This window comes from Psychrobacter arcticus 273-4 (genome assembly GCF_000012305.1).
In the GTDB taxonomy this organism is placed as follows: domain Bacteria; phylum Pseudomonadota; class Gammaproteobacteria; order Pseudomonadales; family Moraxellaceae; genus Psychrobacter; species Psychrobacter arcticus.
The window spans coordinates 354,913-381,471 of sequence record NC_007204.1; the positions used below are offsets into that span (position 1 = coordinate 354,913).

The 26,559-nt window shown below is 43.6% G+C and carries 21 protein-coding genes; 17 read left to right on the forward strand and 4 right to left on the reverse strand.

Features of this window, described 5'->3' with window-relative positions:
• Positions 1–26: 26 nt before the first annotated feature.
• Both PSYC_RS01500 and glyA read left to right on the forward strand, forming a co-directional pair.
• Positions 27–533 carry a chorismate--pyruvate lyase family protein gene (locus tag PSYC_RS01500; RefSeq protein ID WP_011279597.1) on the forward strand — a complete coding sequence of 169 codons (507 nt, stop codon included), beginning with the start codon at positions 27–29 and terminating at the stop codon, positions 531–533.
• 400 nt (positions 534–933) lie between these two features.
• Positions 934–2,190, forward strand: coding sequence for a serine hydroxymethyltransferase (gene glyA / locus PSYC_RS01505; RefSeq protein ID WP_011279598.1), 1,257 nt, complete (start codon positions 934–936; stop codon positions 2,188–2,190).
• 249 nt (positions 2,191–2,439) lie between these two features.
• On the opposite strand, the gene PSYC_RS01510 is transcribed toward glyA, so the two are convergent.
• From PSYC_RS01510 to PSYC_RS01520, 3 genes are all read right to left on the reverse strand, one after another.
• Complete coding sequence (locus PSYC_RS01510) at positions 2,440–2,814, reverse strand: barstar family protein (protein WP_011279599.1); 375 nt, start codon at positions 2,812–2,814, stop codon at positions 2,440–2,442.
• 1 nt (position 2,815) lies between these two features.
• A complete protein-coding gene (locus PSYC_RS01515; RefSeq protein WP_011279600.1) occupies positions 2,816–3,559 on the reverse strand; it encodes a ribonuclease domain-containing protein in 744 nt (247 codons plus the stop codon).
• A gap of 165 nt (positions 3,560–3,724) precedes the next feature.
• On the reverse strand, positions 3,725–5,026 hold the full coding sequence (locus PSYC_RS01520; protein WP_011279601.1) for a glutamate-5-semialdehyde dehydrogenase: 1,302 nt from the start codon (positions 5,024–5,026) through the stop codon (positions 3,725–3,727).
• A gap of 660 nt (positions 5,027–5,686) precedes the next feature.
• On the opposite strand from PSYC_RS01520, the gene PSYC_RS01525 reads away from it, so the two are divergent.
• The 8 genes from PSYC_RS01525 to PSYC_RS01560 all read left to right on the forward strand — a co-directional run bounded on the left by PSYC_RS01525 (position 5,687) and on the right by PSYC_RS01560 (position 16,093).
• Positions 5,687–6,484, forward strand: a complete 798-nt coding sequence (locus PSYC_RS01525; RefSeq protein ID WP_011279602.1) for an ABC transporter ATP-binding protein — start codon at positions 5,687–5,689, stop codon at positions 6,482–6,484.
• Positions 6,485–6,960: 476 nt separating this feature from the next.
• Positions 6,961–7,761 carry a transporter substrate-binding domain-containing protein gene (locus tag PSYC_RS01530; protein WP_011279603.1) on the forward strand — a complete coding sequence of 267 codons (801 nt, stop codon included), beginning with the start codon at positions 6,961–6,963 and terminating at the stop codon, positions 7,759–7,761.
• An 86-nt stretch (positions 7,762–7,847) separates the two neighbouring features.
• Positions 7,848–8,777 carry a transporter substrate-binding domain-containing protein gene (locus tag PSYC_RS01535; protein ID WP_011279604.1) on the forward strand — a complete coding sequence of 310 codons (930 nt, stop codon included), beginning with the start codon at positions 7,848–7,850 and terminating at the stop codon, positions 8,775–8,777.
• A 595-nt stretch (positions 8,778–9,372) separates the two neighbouring features.
• A complete protein-coding gene (locus tag PSYC_RS01540; protein ID WP_011279605.1) occupies positions 9,373–10,107 on the forward strand; it encodes an ABC transporter permease in 735 nt (244 codons plus the stop codon).
• 13 nt (positions 10,108–10,120) lie between these two features.
• On the forward strand, positions 10,121–10,846 hold the full coding sequence (locus tag PSYC_RS01545; protein WP_011279606.1) for an ABC transporter permease: 726 nt from the start codon (positions 10,121–10,123) through the stop codon (positions 10,844–10,846).
• A gap of 98 nt (positions 10,847–10,944) precedes the next feature.
• Positions 10,945–11,661, forward strand: coding sequence for a fumarylacetoacetate hydrolase family protein (locus tag PSYC_RS01550; RefSeq protein ID WP_011279607.1), 717 nt, complete (start codon positions 10,945–10,947; stop codon positions 11,659–11,661).
• 396 nt (positions 11,662–12,057) lie between these two features.
• Positions 12,058–14,259 (forward strand): PhoX family protein, encoded by a 2,202-nt coding sequence (locus PSYC_RS01555; protein ID WP_011279608.1) that lies wholly within the window; start codon positions 12,058–12,060, stop codon positions 14,257–14,259.
• A 367-nt stretch (positions 14,260–14,626) separates the two neighbouring features.
• Positions 14,627–16,093 (forward strand): alpha/beta fold hydrolase, encoded by a 1,467-nt coding sequence (locus PSYC_RS01560; protein ID WP_011279609.1) that lies wholly within the window; start codon positions 14,627–14,629, stop codon positions 16,091–16,093.
• A gap of 121 nt (positions 16,094–16,214) precedes the next feature.
• Here PSYC_RS01560 and PSYC_RS01565 read toward each other — a convergent pair whose 3' ends face one another.
• On the reverse strand, positions 16,215–17,195 hold the full coding sequence (locus PSYC_RS01565; RefSeq protein WP_011279610.1) for an Hsp33 family molecular chaperone HslO: 981 nt from the start codon (positions 17,193–17,195) through the stop codon (positions 16,215–16,217).
• 482 nt (positions 17,196–17,677) lie between these two features.
• Between PSYC_RS01565 and PSYC_RS01570 the strand changes: the two genes are divergently transcribed.
• The 7 genes from PSYC_RS01570 (at position 17,678) to PSYC_RS01600 (ending at position 26,559) form a co-directional block, all read left to right on the forward strand.
• Positions 17,678–18,637, forward strand: a complete 960-nt coding sequence (locus tag PSYC_RS01570; RefSeq protein ID WP_011279611.1) for a glutamate/aspartate ABC transporter substrate-binding protein — start codon at positions 17,678–17,680, stop codon at positions 18,635–18,637.
• Between the two features lie 109 nt (positions 18,638–18,746).
• The gene (locus PSYC_RS01575; protein ID WP_011279612.1) at positions 18,747–19,493 is read left to right on the forward strand and encodes an amino acid ABC transporter permease; all 747 of its coding nucleotides are present in this window, start codon (positions 18,747–18,749) and stop codon (positions 19,491–19,493) included.
• Positions 19,490–20,161, forward strand: coding sequence for an ABC transporter permease subunit (locus PSYC_RS01580; protein WP_011279613.1), 672 nt, complete (start codon positions 19,490–19,492; stop codon positions 20,159–20,161). Before PSYC_RS01575 ends, PSYC_RS01580 begins: the two co-directional genes overlap by 4 nt.
• 186 nt (positions 20,162–20,347) lie before the next feature.
• The gene (locus PSYC_RS01585; protein WP_041757867.1) at positions 20,348–21,067 is read left to right on the forward strand and encodes an amino acid ABC transporter ATP-binding protein; all 720 of its coding nucleotides are present in this window, start codon (positions 20,348–20,350) and stop codon (positions 21,065–21,067) included.
• A 395-nt stretch (positions 21,068–21,462) separates the two neighbouring features.
• Positions 21,463–22,722 carry an FAD-dependent oxidoreductase gene (locus PSYC_RS01590; RefSeq protein WP_011279615.1) on the forward strand — a complete coding sequence of 420 codons (1,260 nt, stop codon included), beginning with the start codon at positions 21,463–21,465 and terminating at the stop codon, positions 22,720–22,722.
• A gap of 248 nt (positions 22,723–22,970) precedes the next feature.
• Entirely contained in the window at positions 22,971–24,725 is a 1,755-nt protein-coding gene (locus PSYC_RS01595; RefSeq protein ID WP_011279616.1) for an AMP-binding protein, read from the forward strand.
• A 223-nt stretch (positions 24,726–24,948) separates the two neighbouring features.
• On the forward strand, positions 24,949–26,559 hold the full coding sequence (locus tag PSYC_RS01600; RefSeq protein ID WP_011279617.1) for a carboxyl transferase domain-containing protein: 1,611 nt from the start codon (positions 24,949–24,951) through the stop codon (positions 26,557–26,559).

A 26,559-nucleotide genomic window follows, 5' to 3' on the forward strand; every position in this document is an offset into this window, starting at 1 on the left:
AATAAAGCACATATTAGCCATAAACTATGACCTCTCATCTTTGCTGCTCTAATTATTCATCACCGTTACCTGAGCTGCTGGTTTGTCTACATACTGAAGGCTCGCTAACGGCGTTGTTAGAGGTAAAAGCAGGGCAGCCGTTACGTGTCGAACGCAGCTTTGAGGGTTATCGTTTATTATCCTTGGCGCAAAAAAAGCAATTAGGTATGCAAGGCGCGGCGCTGAGCCGTCCGCGGCTAGCATGGGTGCGCGAGGTACAATTATATGGCAATGACGAGCTACCATGGGTACAGGCGCAAAGCCTGTTTCCGTTATCCAGTCTACAGGGCAGTGCCAGACGTCTACAGCAGTTAAAAAGTACCCCAATTGGCTACGTGTTGTTTAAGCGCAGCCGCACCTTGCCCAATCAGCGCTTTATCAAACATACGGTAGATGGCTGGCAACGGCAGACGCTTTATAATTGGTACGGTCGTCCTTTACTCATTAGTGAGACCTTTTTGCCACAGTTCTGTGAAAAACAGTTGGACATTTAAATTCTTTATTAGCAAATTAAAACAACTAATTAATGAGCCAACTATTTTTTAGTATCTCATTCAGATAGGTTTTTAGGGAATAAATTTTAATGGATTTATCACCTCTACTTAGATGGTATATTGATAAGTTACTGAAAAAAATAGATTTAAATATAGAGAATTTCGCCCTGTCGTCTACTTGATATAAGGTGAGATTTTTTTGCGTTCGTCATATAAAATTTCATGTTACACTTAAACTTTAGCAAGGATGTCGATGCAAACAGGTGTCGAATTTATTGTTAAATCTGACAAGCTAATAACAAGCCCATACCTTTTGCTTGCCTATTTCAAACTTCTTTTACTACTCGCTTCTTTTCAATGACTGTCATTACTAACGACTATCACCACTTAGGACCTTATTATGTTTAAAGATATTTCTATCAAAGATTTTGATCCAGTACTTGCTAAAGCCATGGCTGCTGAAAGCGTGCGTCAAGAGAACCATATTGAGCTTATCGCTTCAGAAAACTACTGCTCACAAGCTGTGATGGAAGCACAAGGTACTGATTTGACCAACAAATACGCTGAAGGCTATCCTGGTAAGCGTTATTATGGTGGTTGTGAGCACGTTGACGTCGTTGAGCAATTGGCAATCGACCGTGCAAAAGAATTGTTTGGTGCAGAATATGTGAACGTACAGCCACATTCTGGTAGCCAAGCAAACTCTGCTGTGTTCTTAGCACTGCTTGAAGCTAATGATACGGTACTAGGCATGAGCTTAGATGCTGGTGGTCACTTGACTCATGGCGCGCACATCAACTTTTCAGGTCTAAACTATAATGCAGTACAGTATGGTTTGGTCGAAGGCACTGGTCTTATCGATTATGACCAAGTTGAGAGCTTGGCAAAAGAGCATAAGCCAAAAATGATCATCGCTGGTTTCTCAGCATACTCACAAGTCGTTGATTGGGCGCGTTTCCGCGAAATCGCTGACGAAGTGGGCGCTTATTTGCTCGTCGATATGGCACACGTTGCTGGTCTTATCGCTGGTGGCGTTTACCCAAGCCCAGTACCATTTGCTGATGTGGTTACGACGACAACGCACAAAACTCTACGTGGCCCACGTTCAGGTATGATTTTGGCTCGTGATGAGAAACTTGCCAAAAAACTAAACTCTGCTGTCTTCCCAGGCAATCAAGGTGGCCCGTTGATGCATGTTATCGCGGCCAAAGCGATTTGCTTTAAAGAAGCCTTAGAAAATAACTTCAAAACCTATCAGCAGCAAGTGGTGAAAAATGCCCAAGCGATGGCAAAAGTCATCCAAGAGCGCGGCTATGAAATCATCTCTGGTGGCACTGAAAACCATCTAATGCTGATCAGCCTAGTGAAGCAAGAAATGACCGGTAAAGAAGCGGATAAATGGTTGGGTGATGCGCATATCACTGTGAATAAAAACGCCGTGCCAAACGATCCTAAATCTCCATTCGTAACCTCTGGTATCCGTATTGGTACACCAGCGATTACGACTCGCGGCTTCAATGAAGCGCAAGCAGGTGCTTTGGCAGGTTGGATTTGTGACGTGTTAGACAGCCGTGGCGATGAAGCAGCAACCGCTGAAGTGCGTAGCAAAGTAGAAGCAATCTGCAAAGAGCTTCCTGTTTATGCTAAAAACCAGTAATTTCTGATTAGTTGGTTTTAAAAGTCAGATATAAAACAACCGCTTAGCTTTTGCTAGGCGGTTTTTTTGATCCTATAAATTAACCTCAATTCGAGATATAGTCGGTGAAAAGTAATATCGATACAACACGTACTACTGGTGCAAATTTTTCTTGCTTGCTGTGCCTACGCAGACAGAGGCTGCAAAAAACTTACACCAGTAGTACTGTAGCGACTTTAAAGTATTTCAACTATATTTCAACTATAGCGACTAAGACAAATCATCGGACGCCACGACAATCCACAGTTGTGGTTTGCCAAATTCTTTAAATGCATCTTCTATGAGGCTTTTGAATACATTAAAATCTTCGATGTTAATACTTTTAACGGCTGTTAAATCAAGCGTCAAATACTCAATATCACTGTCTGTTAAGCAGTCCCACGCCGCATCCCAGTTATGACTAAACCAACTTGGGAAATTGCACGCTTTTGCTAAGCTGCGTAACAGTGTTTCTTTATTCAATCGCTCTTCCATAGGTATGGTGATTGATTGTTCAGGAATATTGGCAAATGCTTTGCTGTTTTTACCTTTAACAAGGTTTCGCTCAAGGCTGCTTTGATTCACATAGTAAATAGCTTGGGTCATATTATTTCACCTCCAGTTTTTGAAAGCTGTCGTAATGATCAAGGGTCAAGTAATAGATGGTGGGTGGGTGACCACCAGTAACAATACGCCGTGCACCGCGATGAGAAACCGTAGGCGTGGGTACAGTATATTCACGATAGTAACCTTGCGACTCCGCCGGTAGCTTGCCTTCTCGATTATAAAACTTGGTGCCATCTTTGTTAGGGTAAGAAAAAGGACCGCCTTGCTGAATAAGCGCAATGGTTTGATCTATCTGCGCATCACCAGTGATAGCCACTGCATTTGCGGTGCTAGCGGTTTCAATGGAGTTTTGCGTTAGGGTAGCTGGTGGCGTGCTATCTGCAAAAAAGCTGGATTTTATATCAGCAAAGAAGTAAACCGCAACAGCGATAATGGCAATCAAGCTGAATAGGGTAGAGAGGCTACTTTTCTTGTTTTGGCTTCCACGATTATTTTTACGAGTATGGTTTCGGTTGTTTTTTTGATTATGATTAACTGAGCTGCGATGAGCTGGATTTTCTACTGAAGTTTCTAAAATGCTCAATTCATCCGATGTGACTTCGGTGGCGCGCAACTGGTTTTTGTCATTGCGCTCACTATTGAAATAGACGCGTTGCCCTTCGCTAATAGGCTGCGCCATTTGCACTGATTTTATATGAAAAAAAACGTCTTCACTTTGATTGTCGACGTCGATAAAGCCATAGCCTTTATCGGAATTCCAGTGCTTAATTTTGCCACTTTGCATGGGTATCCTCGTCCTATCGATAGGTTTTTATCATGTAAAATAATGGCTATATGTCATATATAACATATTCATTAATAATAATAAAAAAACGCCAGCAATTAAGCTGACGTTCTGTAACAATTATACTGCAGGAGACATTATAAGTTGTAGTGAAGACGTAATAAATTAGGCACGTGTTTCGCCATGACCATAAACAATCCACTTTTGTGAGGTCAAACCTTCAAGCCCAACGGGTCCACGCGCATGAATCTTGTCCGTTGAGATGCCAATTTCGGCACCAAGACCGTATTCAAAACCATCGGCAAAACGGCTAGAGGCATTAATCATTACGCTTGCTGAGTCGACTTCGCGAATAAAGCGTTGCGACTTAGTATAGTTATCCGTAATGATGACATCAGTATGATGACTGCCATGGGTATTGATATGTTCAATCGCTTCATCAATGCCGGATAATATTTTAATCGCGAGGATAGGGGCGAGATATTCGGTATCCCAATCTTCAGCGGTGGCAGCTGATAGATGACCTTTAAGGGTAGTATTGTCATTCAGAATAGCCTGCGCTTTATCATCAAGACGCAGTTGCATCGCATCATCGGCTTTGACGATAGCTTCGGCAATTTTGGGTAATAGCTCATTAGCGATTGCTTCATCGACCAATAGAGTTTCCATGGTATTACAAGTCCCATAGCGGTGGGTTTTGGCATTGACGCTGACTTTAATGGCAATCTCAGGATCGGCATCACTGTCAATAAAGGTATGGCAATTACCATCTAGATGCTTGATAACCGGCACGCGCGCATCGCGGCTGATACGCTCAATCAACCCTTTACCGCCGCGTGGTACGATAACATCAACGTAGTCAGTCATGGTGATAAGCTCACCAACGGCAGCACGGTCTGTGGTCTCTAGCACTTGGACACTATACTCAGACATACCAACTTTTTTTAGTCCTTCTAAAATACACTTGGCAATCGCTTGATTGGACTCAAAAGCTTCAGAGCCACCACGCAGGATGATGGCATTACCTGATTTCAGTGCCAAAGAAGCCGCTTCAAGAGTGACGTTGGGACGCGACTCATAAATCATACCGACCACACCAAGTGGCACGCGCATTTTACCCAGATGAATACCCGACGGACGATACGTCATGTCTGTGACTTCGCCAATAGGGTCAGGCAATGCTGCAACGTCTTTTAAACCTTGTAGCATGCCATCAAAGCGAGCGTCATTTAACTCTAAGCGATCAAGCAGCGCAGCATCTAGGTCGTTTTTTTGACCATTGTCCATGTCGATTTTATTGGCAGACAAGATATCTTGCTTGGCATTCTTTAATACATCGTGAATCGCCATCAGTGCAGCGTTTTTATCGCCCGTATTGGCAGCAGCCAGTGCTCTGGATGCCGCGCGCGCTTCTTTTCCGACGTTTTGCATATAAGCGGTAATATCTGCGGTATTCATTTGACTCATAAATATACATCCTTATCGTTATAAATAGAGAAAGGTCAGCGCTCTAGTGGCGCTATGCTATTTAACATAGAGGAGATTAGGTCGATAGTAAAGCCGATTTTGTGAATAGAGGTTGCTTGTCCGTATATCATAGGCATGATTTAATCACTGATTATAATATAGTCGGTGAAAAGTAATATCGATACAACACGTACTACTGGTGCAAATTTTTCTTGCTTGCTGTGCCTACGCAGACAGAGGCTGCAAAAAATTTACACCAGTAGTACTGTAGCGACTTTAAAGTATTTCAACTATAGATACTGATATTGGAGAATAATAATGGCAATGAACAAATAAAACGCTTAGCAGACTGGCAAGTATAAAAGTTGGTTGAGCGTTGGATTGGTTGCAGTGGCACTAACCTTAAGTGCCTGTGGTAAAGAAAGATGAGCCAGCGGTAGCGACTGCTGAAGATGCAGAGGTGATGGACGGGACTGAAAGCGAAGAGCACGTCTCAACCTACTAATATGGCAGATAAAACAGCGCTCATGCTATTAAGATGATAAAATGAGGCCCATAATTGATTGTGCGTTATGGGCCTCATTTTATAAAAACTATATTATCGCCAAGCGCCTTTTTACTTCATGTTTTCACTCATATTTATTGGAAGTCTGCTAAACCATGCTTGATACTGCAAATAATCCGACTCGACCTATCGCTTTAGATTTACAAGATATTCATAAAAGCTTCGGCTCATTGGCTGTACTTAAAGGCGTATCTTTGACTGCCTATGATGGTGATGTTATCTCTATTTTAGGCTCGTCCGGCTCAGGTAAGTCGACCCTGCTTCGCTGTATCAATTTGCTCGAAAAGCCCAATCAAGGTCGCATCATTATCGGTAAAGATGAGCTGATGTTGAAGCCGGCTAAGTCAGGCGAATTGCAAGCGGCTGATATCAAGCAGCTAGAACACTTACGCGCCCGCGTGGGTTTTGTCTTCCAGAATTTCAATCTATGGCCACATAAAACGATTATTGACAATATCATCGAAGGGCCAATACAAGTCTTAAAAATAAAAAAAGACCAAGCCATTAGTGATGCTGAAAAGCTGCTCGATAAAGTCGGCCTGCTCGATAAAAAAGACGCTTATCCAGCGAATCTCTCCGGTGGTCAGCGCCAACGTGTTGCTATTGCACGCGCCCTTGCGATGCAGCCGCAAGTATTATTGTTTGATGAGCCGACTTCTGCCTTAGACCCTGAGCTAGTCAATGAAGTGCTTGCTGTTATGCGAGAGCTGGCAGCAGAGGGACGCACGATGCTGATTGTGACCCATGAGATGCGTTTTGCTCGTGAAGTTTCTAGCAAAGTGGTGTTCTTGCATCAGGGCGTTATTGAAGAGATTGGTACGCCTGAACAAGTCTTTGATAATCCTAAGTCTGAGCGTGTCAAAGACTTTATGGCATCACATCGTCAAAATTAATCCATTGCTAAAATCTGGTAAGATTACAGTCTTGGTAATAATTATTTAAAACACTAAGATTGCACATCGGTAAGTATATTAATGGGTTTATTACTCAATAATCACAGTCGGTATGCAAAACGTTTGTTTTTGATATTCCACTCAGGTATTATCAAAAGACCTGTGAGCGGGTATGAACAGCACTTGCCCATATATCTATATATAGTTGAAATACTTTAAAGTCGCTACCGTATTGCTGGTGTAAATTTTTTGCAGCCTCTGTCTGCGTAGGCACAGCAAGCAAGAAAAATTTGCACCAGTAGTACGTGTTGTATCGATATTACTTTTCACCGACTATACCTAATAGCCTGAATATCCAGTTACCTAAATCTGAGTGGCTTGTCTGGCAGGGACGTCAGAGAAAATATACCAGAACGCTGTATTAAAAATTAGAGATTAAAAATTATCTTAAAAATCCATCAGAATTTAAGGAACGTATGATGTCGAATTCTCGCCTATTGTGGTCATCGATGACCGTTACCGCCGCGCTCGTATTAGGTGCTTGTAGCCAACCTGCTAATGACGCTGCTGATACCAATGCAGATACACCGGCAGCAGGAACCTCTGGCAAGACCATTCGTATTGCGACTGAAGGCGCATACCCTCCTTTTAACTATACCAATGCCGATGGCAGTTTGGCGGGTTTTGATATTGACGTTGCCAATGCTTTATGTGAGCAGATGCAAGCCAAATGTGAAATTGTCGCTCAAGATTGGGACGGTATTATCCCGGGTTTATTGGCGCAAAAATATGATGCGGTCATTGCCGGTATGTCTATTACTGCCGAACGTCAAGAAAAAGTCGATTTCAGCGAGCCTTACTTTGCTAATACGATGGTTTGGCTGACCGACACTAAAGGCAGCTTTGATCCTAAAGTCATCAAGAATCTGACGCTTGGTGGTCAACGCTCAACGACGCCGGGTGCTTATTTACAAGATAATTATGAAGGCAAAGACGGCAATACCGTTAAGCTTTATGACAGTTATGACAATGCTTATTTGGACCTAAAGTCTGGTCGTAGTGATGTGGTGCTGGCTGAAAAAGTATCTGCCAAATCATGGTTAGCAGACAATCCTGAAGGTTTTGGTATCGTTGGTGATGAGATTGACAATGACGATAATATTGCCATTGCTGTGCGTAAAGGCGATGCAATTAAAGAAGACTTTAATAAAGCGCTGAGTGAAATTCGCAGCAATGGTGAGCTTGCCCGTCTTGAGCAGAAAAACTTCGGTCAATAAGCTGTAATCATTATCGTCGATTGATAATGTCCGTCTTAAGCGGCGGATATATATACGGCTGGTAAATATATTAAGGAATACCCACTATGATAGTTGCAATGACCTCATTAATGACAAAAAAAGCCTTGTGGTTAGCACCATTAAGTGCTGCCATGCTGATGCTGGCAGGTTGTAATAATAGCGCTGCACCGGTAGAAACTACTGAGACAGATGCCGCAACTGACGTGCCTTTAAATATCAAAATAGCGACAGAATCAAGCTATAAACCTTTTAGCTATACCGATGCAGATGGTAAGTTAATCGGCTATGAGATTGAATTGGTCGACGCGCTTTGTGCGCAAATGAAAGCTAAATGTGAAGTCATTTCGCAAGATTGGGATGGACTCATTCCAGGTTTGAATGCGCAGAAGTTTGATGCTGCTATCGCTGGCATGTCAATCACCCCTGAGCGCAAAGAAGTGGTCGAATTTAGCGACCCTTATTTTCATAGTGGTATTATCTTAATCGGTAAGAAAGGCGATGATGTCAGTGTTGACGCTCTAAAAGGTCAGCCTATTGCCTCACAGCGTTCAACGGTTGCCTCGCAATATCTACAAGATAAACACGCTGACGCTGACATCAAACTTTATGATACCCAAGACAACGCTTATTTAGATCTAACGTCAGGCCGTGTGCGTGCGATGATGTCTGATAAAGTAACTGGTATCGACTGGCTAAAAACAGAAGCCGGTAAAGACTATGAAGTAAAAGGTCAAGAAATCAGCACCAGCGATGATGCGATGGGTATTGCTTTCCGTAAAGGTGATCCATTGGTTGCTAAATTCAATAAAGCCTTGGCCGAGTTAAAAGACAATGGCACTTATGATCAAATCACGGGTAGCTATTTTGGTACCAGCTCAACCACTGCTGCTCAAAAAGCAGTCGCTGCTAATGATATCAAAGAAGTAGTAGTCGTAGATAAAGGTAATGTAGAGGCTGATGCGGTGATTGCTAAAGAAGAGCAAGCGCAACGCTAACAGAAGCGCCAGCTATAGATAGCGCCGCACAATAAAGGCTCAGTAGTATTGCCGTATCCAAAACTGCATGAATAGTGTCTTGATAAGCATGAGGACATCGCCATTATGGTGATGTCTTTTTTTTATAACAAACCATTCCGTTTTAAGCATTATAGACGGTCAGTTTTTATCAAATTTAGCTGATTTATTTGATATTTGTCGTGATATAGTTGAAATACTTTAAAGTCGCTACCGTATTGCTGGTGTAAATTTTTTGCAGCCTCTGTCTGCGTAGGCACAGCAAGCAAGAAAAATTTGTACCAGCAGTACGTGTTGTATCGATATTACTTTTCACCGACTATAAGTGTCTATTTAGGCAGTGCTTTTACGCGTGAGTATTAACATAGCAGCGAATGAATATGATAAAATCAGCGCTCTTTTTTGCTGTGTCAATTACCGCAGCAATAATCGTATCAATCTAGCGTCCATCTACGACGCAAATGACTCATACTTACTGGGTCTAAAATACGTTTATTAGCTGTGCTCAGCTATTGATGCTGATTCTTTTAACTCATATTTTGCAATTTGCTAATATAAAGAGACTGAGTGGATAATTGTGTTTGATTTACAAGGATTTGGCGCGCTCTTATTGAGCGGTGCTACCGTCACTATACAGCTTGCCGTGACCAGTTTGATCATCGGCATGGTCTTAGGCTTGCTCGGTGCCACAGCGAAGCTGTCTAATATCTGGCTGCTGCGTAAGATTGCGACCGTGTATACCGCTACGATGCGCGGTATTCCTGAGCTGCTATTGGTGCTGTTTATCTATTATGGCGGCTCTATATTACTGATGAGTATCCTCAAAAAGTTCGGCTATAACGACTATGTCGAAATTAGCGCTTTTTGGGGCGGCGTGATGGCATTGTCTATCGCTTTTGGTGCTTATGCGACCGAAATCTTTCGTATGTCGATTCAAGAGATTCCGATAGGACAGCAAGAAGCGGCGCAAGCAATTGGTATGCGTCCTTTTCAGACTTTTTATCGCATTACCTTGCCACAAGTATGGCAGATTGCGTTGCCAGGATTGGGTAACTTATTCTTGGTTTTGCTCAAAGATACGGCATTGGTGTCGGTTGTAGGTCTTAAAGATATCATGTATCAGTCCTCGCGCGCGGCGCAGTCAACACAGCAGCCGTTCACCTTTTATATGGCGGCGGCGATTATTTATTTGGGTCTGACCATGCTGATTACTGGCTTTATGATGTGGCTTGAATGGCGTGCCAATCCAGCAGCGCGTTATGCTAAAAAGCTCAGCCGTCAAACCATTCAACGTCAATCGACCATAGGATAAGGGGACAGATACTATGGATTGGAATTGGCAGGTGATTTTTGACCATATCCCAGATTTACTCGGTGGCGCGGTTTTAACCGTACAGCTGGTCATTTTCTCAGGGGTTATCGGGCTGTTTTTTGGTTTGGTTTTGGCGCTGTTACGGCTGTCTAAAAACTGGATGGTACAGATACTCCCTTTTCTGTATATCTTCTTTTTCCGTGGCACACCGCTACTAGTACAGATATTTTTGATTTACTACGGTCTTGGGCAGTTTGAAGCTGTACGTGAGTCTTTCTTATGGGAGCCGGTACTAAGTCAAGCCTATTGGTGTGCCATCATTGCTTTTACCCTAAATACCAGTGCTTATTTGGCGGAGATTATCCGCGGTGCAATCCAAAATATTCCGGTGGGTGAGCTTGAAGCTGCCGATGCGATTGGGATGTCAAAGTGGCAAAAACTGACGCGCATTACGTTACCGCGTGCCTTTGGTATCGTGATTCCAGTGTACAGTAATGAAGTTATCTTTATGCTAAAAGGTAGTGCGCTAGCGTCAACCATTGCTTTGATGGATATCACTGGCGTTGCCCGTACCATTAGTGCGCGTACTTATACCTTGATGGAGCTGTTCTTCGCTGCAGGTATCGTTTATCTTTTATTGTCGTGGGTGATTTTATTCAGCTTTAGAATGTTTGAAAAGCGTATGAATCGTCACGCAAGCTATGTGCCACCAGATGTGAGCACGCATACGGTTGGCTAATAAGTTGTCACGAAAAACAACTTATTATAAACGTCGTGTTAAATAGTGCAGTATATGTCTCTTTTCAAAATATCAATAATTTGCTGTGAGTGCCTAGAATGAGCCAATCACCATCTATATCCTTAGTCGATACAATTGCTGCCAGTGCCAATGATGACGCGAGCAACGCCACTGTTAATGATAGCGTACGTGCATCTATTGGCAAGGTCGTTTGCGTCGGTCGTAACTATGTGGCGCACGCTCAAGAGTTGGGTAATGAAGTGCCAACGTCGCCCATCTTATTTATGAAACCAGCATCGTCAGTGGTCAGTGTGCATCATGATATTGTGCGTCCAGATTCAGAACAGTTTGGTGAGACACATTATGAAGCTGAGCTGTGTATTCAGCTGTCAGCGGATTTATCTAAGGCAACCATCGCACAAGCACAGCAAGCTATTGGCGGCGTAACTTTAGGGCTTGATTTAACCTTACGCGAGCTGCAAAGCAAGCTAAAAGACAAAGGTCATCCTTGGGAGCGAGCCAAGTGCTTTGATGGTGCTTGCGTGCTGGCTGATTGGATTGCGCCGCAAGCATTTGGTGACTTTAAAAATGTCGAATATCAGTTTTACATTAATAATGAGCTCAAGCAAAATGGTGATAGTGCGTTGATGTTGTTTCCAGTTTATGAGTTGTTGGTTGATATCAGTCATGCCTTTAGTCTACAAGCAGGCGATGTCATTATGACTGGTACGCCAAGTGGCGTTGGGATACTTCAGGCAGGTGATGCGCTAAAACTCAAGTTAGATGCTCATGAATGGCAGGTTCAGGTTCGATAATTTTTTATAGAAGCATTCTCGTATAAGTTTTTAAATGCATTGACGCTATCAAAAAATCTCAAGTTAACACTTGGGATTTTTTTGGTTTATCAGTGGTAATAGCCATTTGTCATGAGGTTATCGGCACATTGCCATCAAATTATCATCTATAGTCGGTGAAAAGTAATATCGATACAACAGGTACTACTGGTGCAAATTTTTCTTGCTTGCTGTGCCTACGCAGACAGAGGCTGCAAAAAATTTACACCAGCAATACGGTAGCGACTTTAAAGTATTTCAACGTACTGTCATAAATACTCAGTAGGCTTAGGCGTAATTCTTATTTTGATGGTTGCAACTATAAGACTGCAATCAACTCTTTCATGCCAATCAAGCCTAACGGCAAGGTGACTGATAATGACATTATTGAATAACAAACAACAACTTGCCCATGAAGTCGTTGAAAATTCCAACCCGACCAACAATATCGATTTTCAAACCATTATTAGTCGTCGTTTAAACCGACGTAGTATCCTAAAAGGTGGCACAGGATTAACGGCGGCGGCGTTTTTTGGCGCGCTACCCTTGGTCGGCTATAGTGCTGACGGTGACAGCAGTCCTATCAAAAATAAGGGCAATGCTGCTGCTATCCCTGCACAAGGTAATCTCAAACGTCCCGAAACTTTGAAGTTTACGGCAGTGGCGCATTCAACTGCCGAAACGATGAGCGTGGCAGCAGGCTATAAGGCCGAGATAATACTGCCTCTTGGTACGCCGCTGATATCTGGTATCGATGACTGGAAAGACAATCGAGAGCAGTCAGCAGAGTCATTCGAATGGCGTATGGGTGATAACCATGATGGTATGTGGTTCTTTGGTAAAAAGGGCGGTGCCTATGATGCCAAAGCGTCAGAGAATGGGCTGCTGGTGATGAATCATGAATATGTCAATAGTGCCGAGCTGAGTCCTTTTGGCTATGATGTGAAAGAAGACAATAATGCTGCGCCTATCTTTCAGAGCCGCCGCCGCGCCAGCGATGTGCGCCGTGAAGTCAACTGCCACGGGGTAGCTGTGGTAGAGATGAAACGCCGCACGGATGGTATGGGCTATGAGATGGTACGAGATTCAAAATATAATCGCCGCATCACTAGCAGTACGACCGCTCAACTAACTGGGCCAGTTGCTGGCTCTGATTTGCTTAAGACCAAATTTGATCCGACAGGCTTTCAGACTCGTGGTATCAATAATAACTGCGGTGCAGGATTGTCACCTTGGGGCACTTATCTGACCACTGAAGAAAATTTCTTGGGCGTGTTCGCACGTGGGCAAGATGCCAGCCAATTAAGCGCTGGGCATAACTATGGTCGCGAACGCTACGGGGCAACGGAAAACTTCCCAGGTTGGGAGTATTTATGGCATACCCCTGATGCTAAAGATGCCAAGATAGCAGACGAGTTTTCACGCTGGGATATGACCGCCGTCGGTGCTAGCGCTGCTGATGATTACCGCAATGGCTTTAATACCTTTGGTTACATCACCGAAATTGACCCTTTTGATAAAAGCTCTATGCCACAAAAACGCACGGCATTGGGACGTTTTGCTCATGAAAATTGCGCCTATGCCCCTGTTGAGCAAGGCAAACCTGTGGTCTTTTATATGGGTGACGATGCTCGGGGCGAATATATTTATAAGTTCGTTTCCAAAGCCACATGGTCAAATGCTGATATCGGTGGTGGATTGAAAGCAGGTGACAAGTATTTGAATGATGGCACGCTCTATGTTGCTATCTTTAATGAAAATGGTCGTGGTAAATGGAAAGCGCTCGTCCATGGTCAAAATGGACTGGATGTCTCGAATACTGTTTTGCCTTTTCATGGACAAGATGAGGTGTTGGTCTTTGCCCGTGCGGCGGCAGATGTGGTCGGTGCCACCAAAATGGATCGCCCTGAATGGGTATCAGTCAGTCCTATGACGGGCGAGGTCTATGTGACATTGACCAATAATAAATATCGCGGCGTACGTGATGATCAGCCAGTTTCAGCTGCCAACCCACGCAGCTATGACACTGGTGGCAAAGCGCTCGGCAATGACAATGGCCATATTATTCGCTGGGCAGAAGCAGGGGGCGATCATGCGGCAACAAGTTTTGAATGGGATATTTATTTGTTTGCCGCGCCGAGTGATTTGTCTGCAGAAAACTTATCTCAACTGAATGACAATAATGATTTCTCTTCTCCCGATGGTTTGTACTTCGATCCACGTGGCGTATTGTGGATTCAAACAGATGACGGTGCTTATACCGATACCAGTAGCTGTATGTTGCTAGCAGCGCTACCGGGCAATGTCAGCGATGGAACCCTCACTACTACGTCAGCGGGGCAAAAAACCCGAGTCGGCATGCCTGCCAATAATGACAATATCAAACGTTTTTTCGTCGGTCCTGCAGGCTGCGAAGTCACCGGTATTACCATGACCCCAGATTTTAAGACATTATTTATAAACATTCAGCATCCGGGTAATACGTGGGGTGCTGTTGCTGGAGGCAGTACGCCACGCTCAGCGACCGTCATGATTACACGCGAGGATGGTGATGTGATACTGGCAGAGTCTTTTGTCTAGTTAGACATTTGCATAAGCATTTATACGTCTTAGTAAACATAAAAATCCCAAGTCATGGCTTAGGGTTTTTGTGTTTTAGGCGATAGCTACTATATAGTTGAAATACTTTAAAGTCGCTACCGTATTGCTGGTGTAAATTTTTTGCAGCCTCTGTCTGCGTAGGCACAGCAAGCAAGAAAAATTTGCACCAGTAGTACGTGTTGTATCGATATTACTTTTCACCGACTATAGTGTGCAAGCTTTCATGCTATAAACTTTGATGTTTTTTTGACAATAAAGATACTTGATAGTTAAATCATTCTCTTCTGTTTAAGACAATTACAGGATAGTATGAAAAACCTCTTTAATTGCTTGATATGTCAACACTATGCTCAGTCCAAAATCTTTAGAAACCATTCATGATTTATTTGCGACGACTCGGCGTCCTTCTAATGAGGAAGAATCTGCTATTGATGCAGAATTCCAAGGCGACGTCTATGAGGAACTGGATAAACTTGACTATATTTATGTGGATGAGCTGACTGAAAAGAGCGTCAATCGTAGCGACGTCCAACCGTATCAGCCCCTCTCATTGGTTGATTTTTTTGAAGGATTGGCACAGCTTGCGACCATGGGTGTGGTCGAGGTTACAGATATTGTAGAAGCCATCCACCGTGAGATATTACTGCGTCCTTTGGGGCGGTTTAATAAGGGAAATGTTGAGCGCTGGCAACAGGGTATCACGGGACGTATTTATGGTACGGTACGTCAGGCGATGCAGCTGGTTGGTAACAATTTGGCTTCAGGTCTGCACCTTTATAATACTGTTTTAAAGCCCAAAAAAGTGAGGCTATTACCAAAGAACTTGCGGCGCATGGTCAATATCTTAAATGGGGTGATGGGTGATCATCTGATTACGCATCAAAATCCACTAGCGGTATCGATGGTGCTGTATGATACGAATAATCGGGTGCAAAGCGCTGCATTGTCAGGGCGCGTTATTATCTTATGTCATGGGCTTTGTTTAAGCCACTTAAGCTGGAAGGTGTCTGGTGAGAATAATCTGGCAAAAGTACTCATGTATAGCTTGCCATCATCGACCGTTTTGTACTTAAATTATAATACAGGTCGACGTATCTCAAGTAATGGACGTAGCTTTGCTCAGGTGTTACAAGATTTGGTTGAGAATAATCCAGACATCACTCAGATTGATTTGATCGGTCATAGTATGGGTGGTTTGGTGAGTCGCAGTGCGCTGTTTTATGGCAAGGAGCAAGGTTTTAGCTGGGTTAAACGGGTGAGCAATCTTGTGACTTTAGGGTCGCCGCATCATGGCGCAAGTTTGGAGCAGATTGGAAATTTTGTTCAAGATAAAATTGCCAAACTACCCTTTGCTGGATCACTGGCAAAGCTTGGCGATATGCGCAGTGCGGGTATTATTGATTTGCGTTACGGTAGTATTCGAGATGCCGATTGGCAAGCGTTAGAGGGGCGCAGTGTGCTACCAGCAGACTTTCGTCATCCTACTCACTTGCCATTGCATGTGAATACCTATCTGGTGGCAGCAGTTTTGGTCGAGACTCATTTTGAGTTTAAGACCAAAAGCTTACTGGGTGATGGGCTGGTTTCGGTAGAGTCGGCACTTGGTGAGCATACCGAAGAACATACGTTAGCAGTACCAGAAGGGCATAAAGCGATTTTTTATGGAGTCAATCATATGAATTTGATCTACAGTGATAGGGTACATCAGCAAGTCATTGCTTGGCTCTTAGATGATAGGTTGGGTGATGCTCATAAAGCAAAGTATGCACTTAACCCCCGTATTTATTCTTATCCAGAAACCTATGAGATTTAAAATAAGAGATTTAAAATAATAAGACTAATGCCAAGACTAATGCTAATGCTAAGAAAAACCCTCAAACATGACACTTGAGGGTATTTTTATGACTAAAGGCTTAAATCAATGAGATAAAAGACTACTCAGTAAAGATCGCTGCAATATCATCGTTATTAAATTTATAGATCTCACCACAAAATCCGCAATCCATCTCAAAGGGACTGTTCTGTTCTGCAATGATATCCAATGCTTCCGTTTCGCCGATTTGCTCGATGGCCATCTCACACTTTTCACGTGAACAGGTACAACCAAATGATAGCGAGATAGGCTCAGGAGCAACGACTTTTTCTTCATTGTATAAGCGATACAAAATCTCATTGGTATCAAGCGTGGTCAATTCTTCCGCTTTTAGCGTGCGAGTCAATACAGACAAGCGTGTCCACAAGTCATCATCAATACCAGCATCTTCATTTTGTTCAACTTCGTAGGTTTCTTGAGCGGTACGCGGTAGCATTTGTACCAATATGCCACCCGCTTGCAAGCCGTCAGATGCCAAATTAATCAGCGTTGGAATCTGCGCCGATTGCTTTTGGTAATGAGCCAAGCAGTCTGCCAAATTGTCATGGCTACGCTCAACGATACCTTGATACGGCTCGCCGCCATCCGGTTGGATATTAATAAACAATACGCCTTGACCGGTAGCACCCAGCTCAGCAAACGCTTCTTTGGCATGCAGCATACTGTCCCACGCTTGCACTTGCTCGTCAGTGTCACTTTTCCAGCTGGCAAGGGCACGGATGACACCGTTTTGATCACATTCAGCCATCGCCCAATTGAGCAGACTATCGCTATCTGATGATTGCAATTGAATCGACAAGCAACCATTGATTTTAACGGTACCAATCAGCAAACTTGCTGCCGTCAGCATCTCGCCGAGTAAGCGTTTCAGTGCTTCAGGATAAGGCTTTTGCGCAATGATCGTCGCATAGCTACGCGATAGGCGCACCACATCACCGCGCACAGGAGAGTCTTCAATAAAAAAGCGTTGGCGAAGGTCGTTATCTTGCATCAGATCAGCGTTTTGCTCATGGGCAGTCGGGGTTTGGTTATCTTGTGTCATAGGTCATTTATAAGATTAAGAGGTTGCTAGCTTTATGGGGATAGATACAGATTTATCAATCTTAGTAAATATAGTCGGTGAAAAGTAATATCGATACAACACGTACTACTGGTGCAAATTTTTCTTGCTTGCTGTGCCTACGCAGACAGAGGCTGCAAAAAATTTACACCAGTAGTACTGTAGCGACTTTAAAGTATTTCAACTATAGGTATCTATATGAATGACGTTAAAGCTTGTTTTATCTAAGGATTTTCATCTCAAAGCAATTAAAAACCTAAAATAGTTGGCTGAGTAAAAAAAATTTACCCTCATCAGTCAATTTGTTGTACAGTAATATTAAGTTGCATAGTGATAAACAACAGCAACAGCACGGATGCATAGCGATAGGGCTCATAAGCGCAAATTCATAGCGTTTTTTACGGTCTCTATCGCACTTAAATGTCATTCCAATCTTGTGGCAATGTGATAAAAGGACATATCTCATGACTTATTCTCTTTCTACCTCTCTATCCAAACCGTTAACGTTAGTTGCCTTTATGGCACTAGCTCTAGCAGGTTGTAATAACAATAGCCAAACCAGCACCGAGACGACGAATACCAACGGCACCTTAGATAAAATCAAAGAATCAGGTACTATCGTCGTCGGTCACCGTGACTCCTCTATTCCATTCTCATACATCGCTGATGATCCTAACCAGCCGATCGGCTATGCACATGATTTAGAGATGAAAGTGGTTGAAGCTGTCAAACAAAAGCTCAATATGCCAGATCTAAAAATCCGCTATAACCTCATTACTTCACAAACTCGTATTCCATTGGTACAAAACGGCACGGTTGATTTCGAATGTGGCTCAACGACCAACAATGAAGAACGCCAGAAACAAGTCGCCTTCTCAAATGGTTTCTTTGAAATCGGTACACGTTTATTGACCAAAAAAGATTCAGGTATTCAAGGCTTTGATGATTTAAAAGGGAAAACCTTGGTCACGACTGCTGGTACAACCTCAGAGCGTTATATTCGTGAGTATAACGATGATAAAAAGATGAATATCAATATCATTTCAGCAAAAGATCATGGCGAAGGTTTCTTGATGCTAGAGAACGGTCGTGCCGAGGCCTTTATGATGGATGATGTGTTACTAGCCGGCGAAAAAGCCAAAGCAAAAAATCCAGATGAATGGGTTATCGTTGGTGAGCCACAATCGTTTGAAATCTATGGCTGTATGATGCGTAAAGACGATCCAGAGTTTAAAGCTGTGGTCGATGATGCATTAGCCACTGTCTTTAAGTCAGGCGAGATCAATAGCATTTATGACAAATGGTTCTTAAACCCAATTCCACCAAAAAATGTCAATCTAAAGTTTGAGATGTCAGATAACTTAAAAGCGTTGATTGCCAATCCACATGATAGCGATCAGCCAAAAGTAGCGACTGCGCAATAACGCTCCTTGTCCCTCAACATAGCATGCTTACGTGTTCAGATTGTTTGTCAAATTGTTTGATAGCAGTCTGAAAGCGTGGGCTTTTTAACCGTTGCTCGGAGAGACAATTATGAATTATAGCTGGAACTGGGGTGTGCTTTTTGAGCAAACTGGTATCGGTAGCGAGCTGTATATCCATTGGATGATTACTGGTCTTGGCTGGTTGTTATTAATTGGCAGTATTGCTTGGGCAATCGCCATGGTGATTGGTACTATTTTTGGAATCATGCGTACTTTGCCTAATAAGACTGCCCGTGCTATCGGCACCACTTATGTGACGTTTTTTCGTAATATCCCTTTATTGGTACAACTATTCTTCTGGTTTTATATCGCCCCAGGTTGGCTAACGCCATCCATACAAGAGTGGTGGTACAAAGACTTGTCTCCTAATACCTCTGCCATGCTGTCAGCCAGTATCGGTCTTGGTTTATTTACCGCTGCCCGTATTGTGGAACAGGTGCGTACCGGTATCGAGTCGCTACCTAAAGGACAAATCAATGCCGCCTACGCGCTCGGCTTTAGTATCCCGCAAGCCTATAAAGAAGTGCTGCTGCCGCAAGCGTTTCGGATTATCTTACCGCCACTTAGCTCGGAGTTGACCAACTGCTTTAAAAACGCTTCGGTTGCGTCTTTAGTAGGGGTGATGGAGCTGATTAGTCAGACCAAAACCATTAGTGAATACACCCAAAACAGTCTTGAGATTTATACCTATGCGACCATTATTTATCTGGTATTCAATTTGTCTTTAATTGCCATTATGGGGCTGATTGAACGTAAATTGCGTGTGCCTGGGCTGATTGCAGGGAGTCAAAAATGAATATGATGACCGAGCTTGCAACTGCTTACCCTGGTTTGATGGGTGGCATGCTGACGACTTTAAAGGTATTGTTTTTAGCCATAGTGGGCGGTATCAGCTTAGGGACAGTATTGGCATTGATGCGCTTGTCTGGTATCAAAGCGCTTGAGATACCAGCCAAGTTATACGTCAATTACTTTCGTTCTGTGCCATTGCTGCTTGTGCTGCTGTGGTTTTATTTTGCCGTGCCGATGATTTATTTTTGGGTTGCCGGTAAATATTTACAGCTCGATACAGCTTTCACCTCCTGTGTGGTCGCTTTTATGATGTTTGAAGCGGCGTACTTTTCAGAGGTGGTACGCGCGGGTATTCAATCTATCGGTAGTGGGCAGGTTAATGCTGCCAAAGCACTCGGTATGACCTATGGGCAGACAATGCGCTTGATTATTTTGCCGCAGGCGTTTCGCAAGATGCTACCTCTGATTTTACAGCAGTGTATTATTTTATTCCAAGATACGACATTAGTCTTTGCGATTGGCTTAACGGATTTCTTCCGCGCTGCTTATGTACGCGGTGAGCTGATGGGTTTATTAACGCCCTATATATTAGGAGCAGGCGCTGTTTATTTTATTATCAGTTTGAGTGCTTCTATTGGCGTGCAACAACTACAAAAGCGTTTAAGATTCTAATAATTTTTACGAGAACCTTAACGTTGAAGTTTATGCATTAAAAGCTTTATTTAATAATGATGAAAATAATGTGGTTAGGAGCCAGTGATGAATGAGCCAGTGATAAATAATGCTGACACGTATACAAATGAATTTGGCGGACTGGTCACCAACACTGGTCATGCAAGCGATGAAATCGTCATCCAAATGAGTGATGTTAGTAAATGGTATGGTGATTTTCAAGTATTGACTGGCTGTAGCGCCCATGTACATAAAGGCGATGTCGTCGTCGTTTGTGGTCCATCAGGCAGTGGTAAATCGACCTTGATAAAAACGGTCAACGGACTAGAGACTTTTCAAAAAGGCGAGATTATGGTCAGTGGCATCTCCGTTGGCGCACCAAAAACCAATTTGCCTAAACTCCGTAGTAGCGTCGGTATGGTGTTTCAGCACTTTGAGCTATTCCCGCATCTGACGATTATTGACAATTTGGCTGTCGCTCAAATCAAAGTGTTGGGACGTAAAGAAGCTGAGGCCAAACAAAAAGCCATGGCATATCTAGATCGCGTCGGGCTAACGGCGCAAGCAGCAAAGTATCCAGCTGAGCTGTCCGGTGGACAGCAGCAGCGTGTAGCGATTGCCCGCGCTTTGGCAATGGATCCAGTTGCCATGCTGTTTGACGAGCCAACCTCAGCACTTGACCCTGAGATGATTCAAGAGGTGCTTGATGTGATGGTTGAGCTGACTCGTGAGGGTATGACCATGATGTGTGTCACACATGAGATGGGCTTTGCCAGTCAAGTCGCCAATCGTATTATCTTTATGGATGAAGGTCGTATCGTTGAGAATTGTAGTAAAGATGAGTTTTTTGAAGGGGCAAAAAGTGAGCGCGCGCAACTGTTCTTATCGAAAATTTTAAATCATTAACGATTAAATTTTCATAGCGTCATTTAATCTTCCATTAAAAGCGTCTATTTATAGATGCTTTTTTTATGACACTTTTTATGACACTTTTTATGGCATTTCTTATCGCATTAGAATATCAGTATATTGATACATCCAACCGTGATTTTTATGTGAGTGACTATAGTCGGTGAAAAGTAATATCGATACAACACGTACTGCTGGTGCAAATTTTTCTTGCTTGCTGTGCCTACGCAGACAGAGGCTGCAAAAAATTTACACCAGCAATACGGTAGCGACTTTAAAGTATTTCAACTATACATGCGTGAGTGGATAGGTGAGTGAATGTCTGTTTACTGATACAATAGCCATCAAGCACCTAACAATTAGAATAATCCCTCATCTATCATGGAGTCAGTATGAGCACAGAAACTACATTTCCTTCTACTATGGCAACAGACGCCAAAGGTATTGTCATTATTGGCGCAGGTTTAGCCGGCTGGCACGTCATCGATGCGATTCGTGCCAAAGACAAAGAGGTGCCAATTACCTTAATCACGACTGATAGCGGCGATCGTTATCATAAGCCCATGCTAACCATGGCAATTAGCCAAAACAAAAGCGCATCAGACTTAGTAAGAGCGACTGGCACTGATGCTGCAAAGGCAGCGCAAGTGACGTTACTTGCTAATACACAGGTGACTGATATTGATGCTACCACTCAACAGTTACAGCTCGTCTCTGCGCTGCGCTCAGATCCCGTTTATACCAATTATGCCACTATCAGCTACGACAAGCTGGTACTCGCAATGGGTGCTCATCCTATCTTTCCAAAAAGCTTACCAGAAGATTTGGTTTGGCATGTCAACCATATTGAGCGTTTTGGACAGCTACAAGAAAAACTCGCAACGGGCAGTCAGCATGTCGCCATTATTGGTGCGGGCATGGTAGGGACGGAGATTGCTGAGGACTTGCTAAAAGCGGGTCATGAGGTAACCTTAATTGATTTAAATGATGCGCCTTTATCGCAAATGCTACCAGCAAAAGCGACCGCACGTATTGCAGCGGCAGTCAAATCACAAGGGATTAACTTTTTGGGCGGCTATCAGGTAACGGATGTTATTCGTAGCAGTGATGATAATGAAGGTGAAAACAATATTGGTAAGCTGCAAGTCAGCTATGAGCCATTTGCCTCTAATGGAGAAGATACAGATGCTCAGACATCTGAGATATTACTGGTTGACCATGTGATTGCTAGTACTGGTTTGACGGTTGATGGTAAATTGCCAACTGCAGCTGGGGTTGAGTTCAACCGTCGCACTGGTATCGTGGTGGATGCGCCAACGCTGCGTACTAATACTGATAATATCTATGCGATTGGTGATTGTATGTCTATCAATGGGGTTGCTTGTCGTTATGTAGCGCCACTGCGTGCACAAGCAGCAACCATCGCTGATGATATCTTGGGACTAGAACATAGCGGTTACGATCATAAGCCACCGATGATTCGTTTAAAAAATAAAGCGATTTCGGTGATGGCAACGGGCGTACCGCAAGCGGCTGGCAATTGGCAAGTAACCACTGAAACTGATGAAGAGCTAATCATGAATCTACTCGACGATAATGATGAAGTTAGCGCAACAGTCACTATCAAAGTGCCTGCCAACCCTAATGCATAATTATTAAAAAAACCTATAAGCCATAGCCAGTGCTGCCATCTTAATGCAGTGCTGGCTTTTTTGTGTTCATATTTAATGAATTCACTGTATTCTTTTCTTTTAAATGATACGTATTGTATTACTATTATTGACAGCATTCGATTTAAGGAGGTATAGTAGCTAACGCTAGTCAAAACCTGTTCAAGGAAGCGTGAATGGGTGACAGGTGACTAATAAGCATTATAAAAAGTAAAACGAAAGGACTCGTTATGACTCAATTTTCTGACTTTGATAGCATTTTAAATAATATACCCAGTATCAATATGGGCGCACGCTCGGCAAATGCCCCACTGACTCATAGCTATGATAAAGGTCCTGATGTACCGCTGATTGAAGCGACCATCGGCGATTTCTTTGATGCCATCGCCTCCAAATATCCTGAACGTGAAGCTCTGGTCGTCTGTCATCAAAACATCCGCTGGACTTATCGTGAACTGCAACAGCAAGTCAATCAACTCGCGAGCAGCATGATTGAGATGGGGTTTGAGATTGGTGATCGCATCGGCATCTGGTCGCACAACAACGCTGAATGGCTTTTGATGCAATTAGCAACCGCAAAGGTCGGTGTCATCTTAGTAAATATCAACCCCGCTTACCGTGTCTTTGAGCTTCAATATGCCCTAAATAAACTTGGTTGCTCGGCACTGCTATTGATGCGCCATTTTAAAAGCAGTGACTATGCGCAGTTGATTCGTGAGATGTGTCCTGAGATTTACCACAAAAACTACACTCAGCTGGATTTGGTTGAAATACCAACGATTGAGCGCATCATTTGGATTGATGAGCCAGACAGTGATGAAGAGTTTGGGTTTATGCAGAAGTTTTCTGCATGGATGGCGGAAGGTGATGCCAATGATCCACGTATCGCCGAGCGTCAAGCCCAGCTTAAAAACACTGACGCCATTAACGTACAGTTTACCAGTGGTACGACGGGCACACCCAAAGGCGCGACTTTAAGCCATCGAAATATCTTAAATAACGGCTACTTCATCGGTGAGGCTATGAATTTCACTGAAGAGGACAGACTATGTATTCCAGTGCCTTTGTATCATTGCTTTGGTATGGTGCTTGGTAATTTAGCCATTCTTACTCATGGCGGTTGTATCGTTTATCCAAATGATGGTTTTGAGCCGTTATCGGTTTTGCAAGCAGTCGAAGCCGAAAAATGTACGGGTCTACATGGCGTGCCAACGATGTTTATCGCCGAGCTTGACCATCCTGAATTTAAAAACTTTGATTTATCGACCTTGCGTACCGGCATTATGGCAGGCTCTAGCTGTCCGATTGAGGTGATGCGTCGCGTCATCGATGAGATGCACATGAAAGAAGTCACCATTGCGTATGGCATGACAGAAACCAGTCCAGTATCTTGTCAGACCAATGAGCATACGCCACTTGATAAACAAGTCTCGACCGTGGGACTTGTGCAGCCAGCGCTTGAAGTAAAAGTCGTTGATGCCGAAACAGGTGAGATTGTGCCCTTAGGCGAAACGGGCGAGCTGCTGACTCGTGGTTATTCGGTGATGAAAGGTTATTGGGGCAGTCGTTTTAAAACCCGTGAAGCCATTCAAGATGGCTGGATGCACACTGGTGATTTGGCGACTATGGATGAAGATGGCTATGTCAAAATCGTCGGTCGCAGTAAAGATATGGTCATCCGCGGCGGTGAGAATATCTATCCAGTTGAAATCGAAAACTATTTATACCGTCATCCTAAAATCCGTGATGTACAAATCGTTGGTATACCGGATAAGCGTTATGGCGAGGTATTGGCGGCTTGGATTATTCCTAAAGAAGCTGGCAGCTTAACTGAAGAAGAAGTGCGTCAGTTCTGTAGTGAGCACATTGCCCATTATAAAGTACCGACCTATTATCGCTTTGTGACTGAATATCCAATGACCATCACTGGCAAAATTCAGAAATATAAAATTATTGAGCAGATGAAAGAAGAGCTTGGTTTATAAAAAATTGAGCCGTTTTAGCAGTTGTTTTACTAATGAATTTTATCAGCAAAGACTAAAATATAGTAATATTCATATAAATCCGCTACATCGTCATCCTCGCTTGATGTACTACTTGTACTATCTGCGCTTGGTTTCCTTGTATCAAAATTGTATTGAAATGACTATAACCAGACCGTAAAATAAAAAAATTACTCGCATTTACGTATTAAAGAAAAGGGATATCATGAGCGCTATCATAACCAGTAAACTGAGTCCAAATGCCGCTGAATTTCAGCAAAACAGTGCTGCCATGCAAGAGGTGGTTGATGACTTATATCAGCACCTGCGTAAAGTCGTCCAAGGCGGCTCAGAGCGTGCGCGAGCCAAGCATCTGGCACGTGGCAAGCTCTTGCCTCGCGAGCGTGTAGAGCGTTTGCTTGATGTCGGTACACCATTTTTAGAGGTGGCTCCGATGGCGGCGCACGATATGTATGGCGAAGATATTCCAGCGGCGGGTGTGATTGCTGGTATCGGTCGTATCAATGGTACTGAGTGTATGATTGTCTGTAATGATGCCACGGTAAAAGGCGGCACGTATTACCCAATAACGGTCAAAAAACATTTGCGTGCGCAGGAAATTGCGCAAGAAAACCATTTACCCTGTATTTACTTGGTCGATTCGGGCGGTGCAAACTTGCCCAATCAGGATGAAGTATTCCCAGATAAAGAGCATTTCGGGCGTATCTTCTTTAACCAAGCCAATCTCAGTGCGGCCGGTATTCCACAGATTGCGGTGGTTATGGGCAGCTGTACCGCAGGCGGTGCATACGTGCCAGCGATGAGTGATGAATCTATTATTGTTAAAGACCAAGGGACTATCTTTTTGGGTGGTCCGCCACTGGTCAAAGCCGCAACAGGTGAAGAAGTCACGGCAGAAGATTTGGGCGGCGGTGATGTGCATACGCGTCTGTCAGGGGTGGTTGATCATTTGGCGCAAAATGATACTCATGCGTTATCGATTGCCCGTAATATCGTCAGTCATTTGAACCGTCCTGCTAAGCAAATTCCAAATCAAATAAAACCACGTCCACCGCGCTATGATGCTAAAGAGCTATATGGCGTCATTCCTACCGATAAGCGCAAGCCATTTGATATCAGAGAGATTATCACTCGTATCGTTGATGACAGTGCCTTTGATGAATTTAAAGTGCGCTTTGGCACGACGCTAGTGTGTGGTTTCGCTCATATCGAAGGCATGCCAGTCGGTATTATCGCCAATAACGGCATCTTATTTAGTGAGTCTGCACAAAAAGGCACGCACTTTATTGAGCTGTGCTGTAAGCGTAAAATTCCTTTGATATTCCTCCAAAACATCACCGGCTTTATGGTTGGTCGTAAGTATGAAAATGAAGGTATTGCCCGTCATGGCGCTAAGATGGTGATGGCAGTAGCCAACGCCAAAGTACCTAAGTTTACTGTCATCGTCGGTGGCTCATTCGGTGCTGGTAACTATGGCATGTGTGGACGTGCTTATAGCCCGCGCTTCTTATGGATGTGGCCAAATGCGCGCATTTCTGTGATGGGCGGCGAGCAAGCAGCCTCGGTATTGGCAACCGTCAAGCGCGATAACTTTGACCGTAAAGGCGAAGCGTGGAGTGATGAAGACGAAGCGGCATTTAAAGCGCCGATTCGTGAGATGTACGAAAAGCAAGGTCATCCTTATTATGCCACCGCTCGTCTATGGGATGACGGCGTGATTGACCCTGCTGATACCCGTAACGTGTTGGCATTAGCGCTTAGCGCAGCTCACAATGCGCCGATTGAAGAGACAACTTTTGGTGTCTTTAGAATGTAA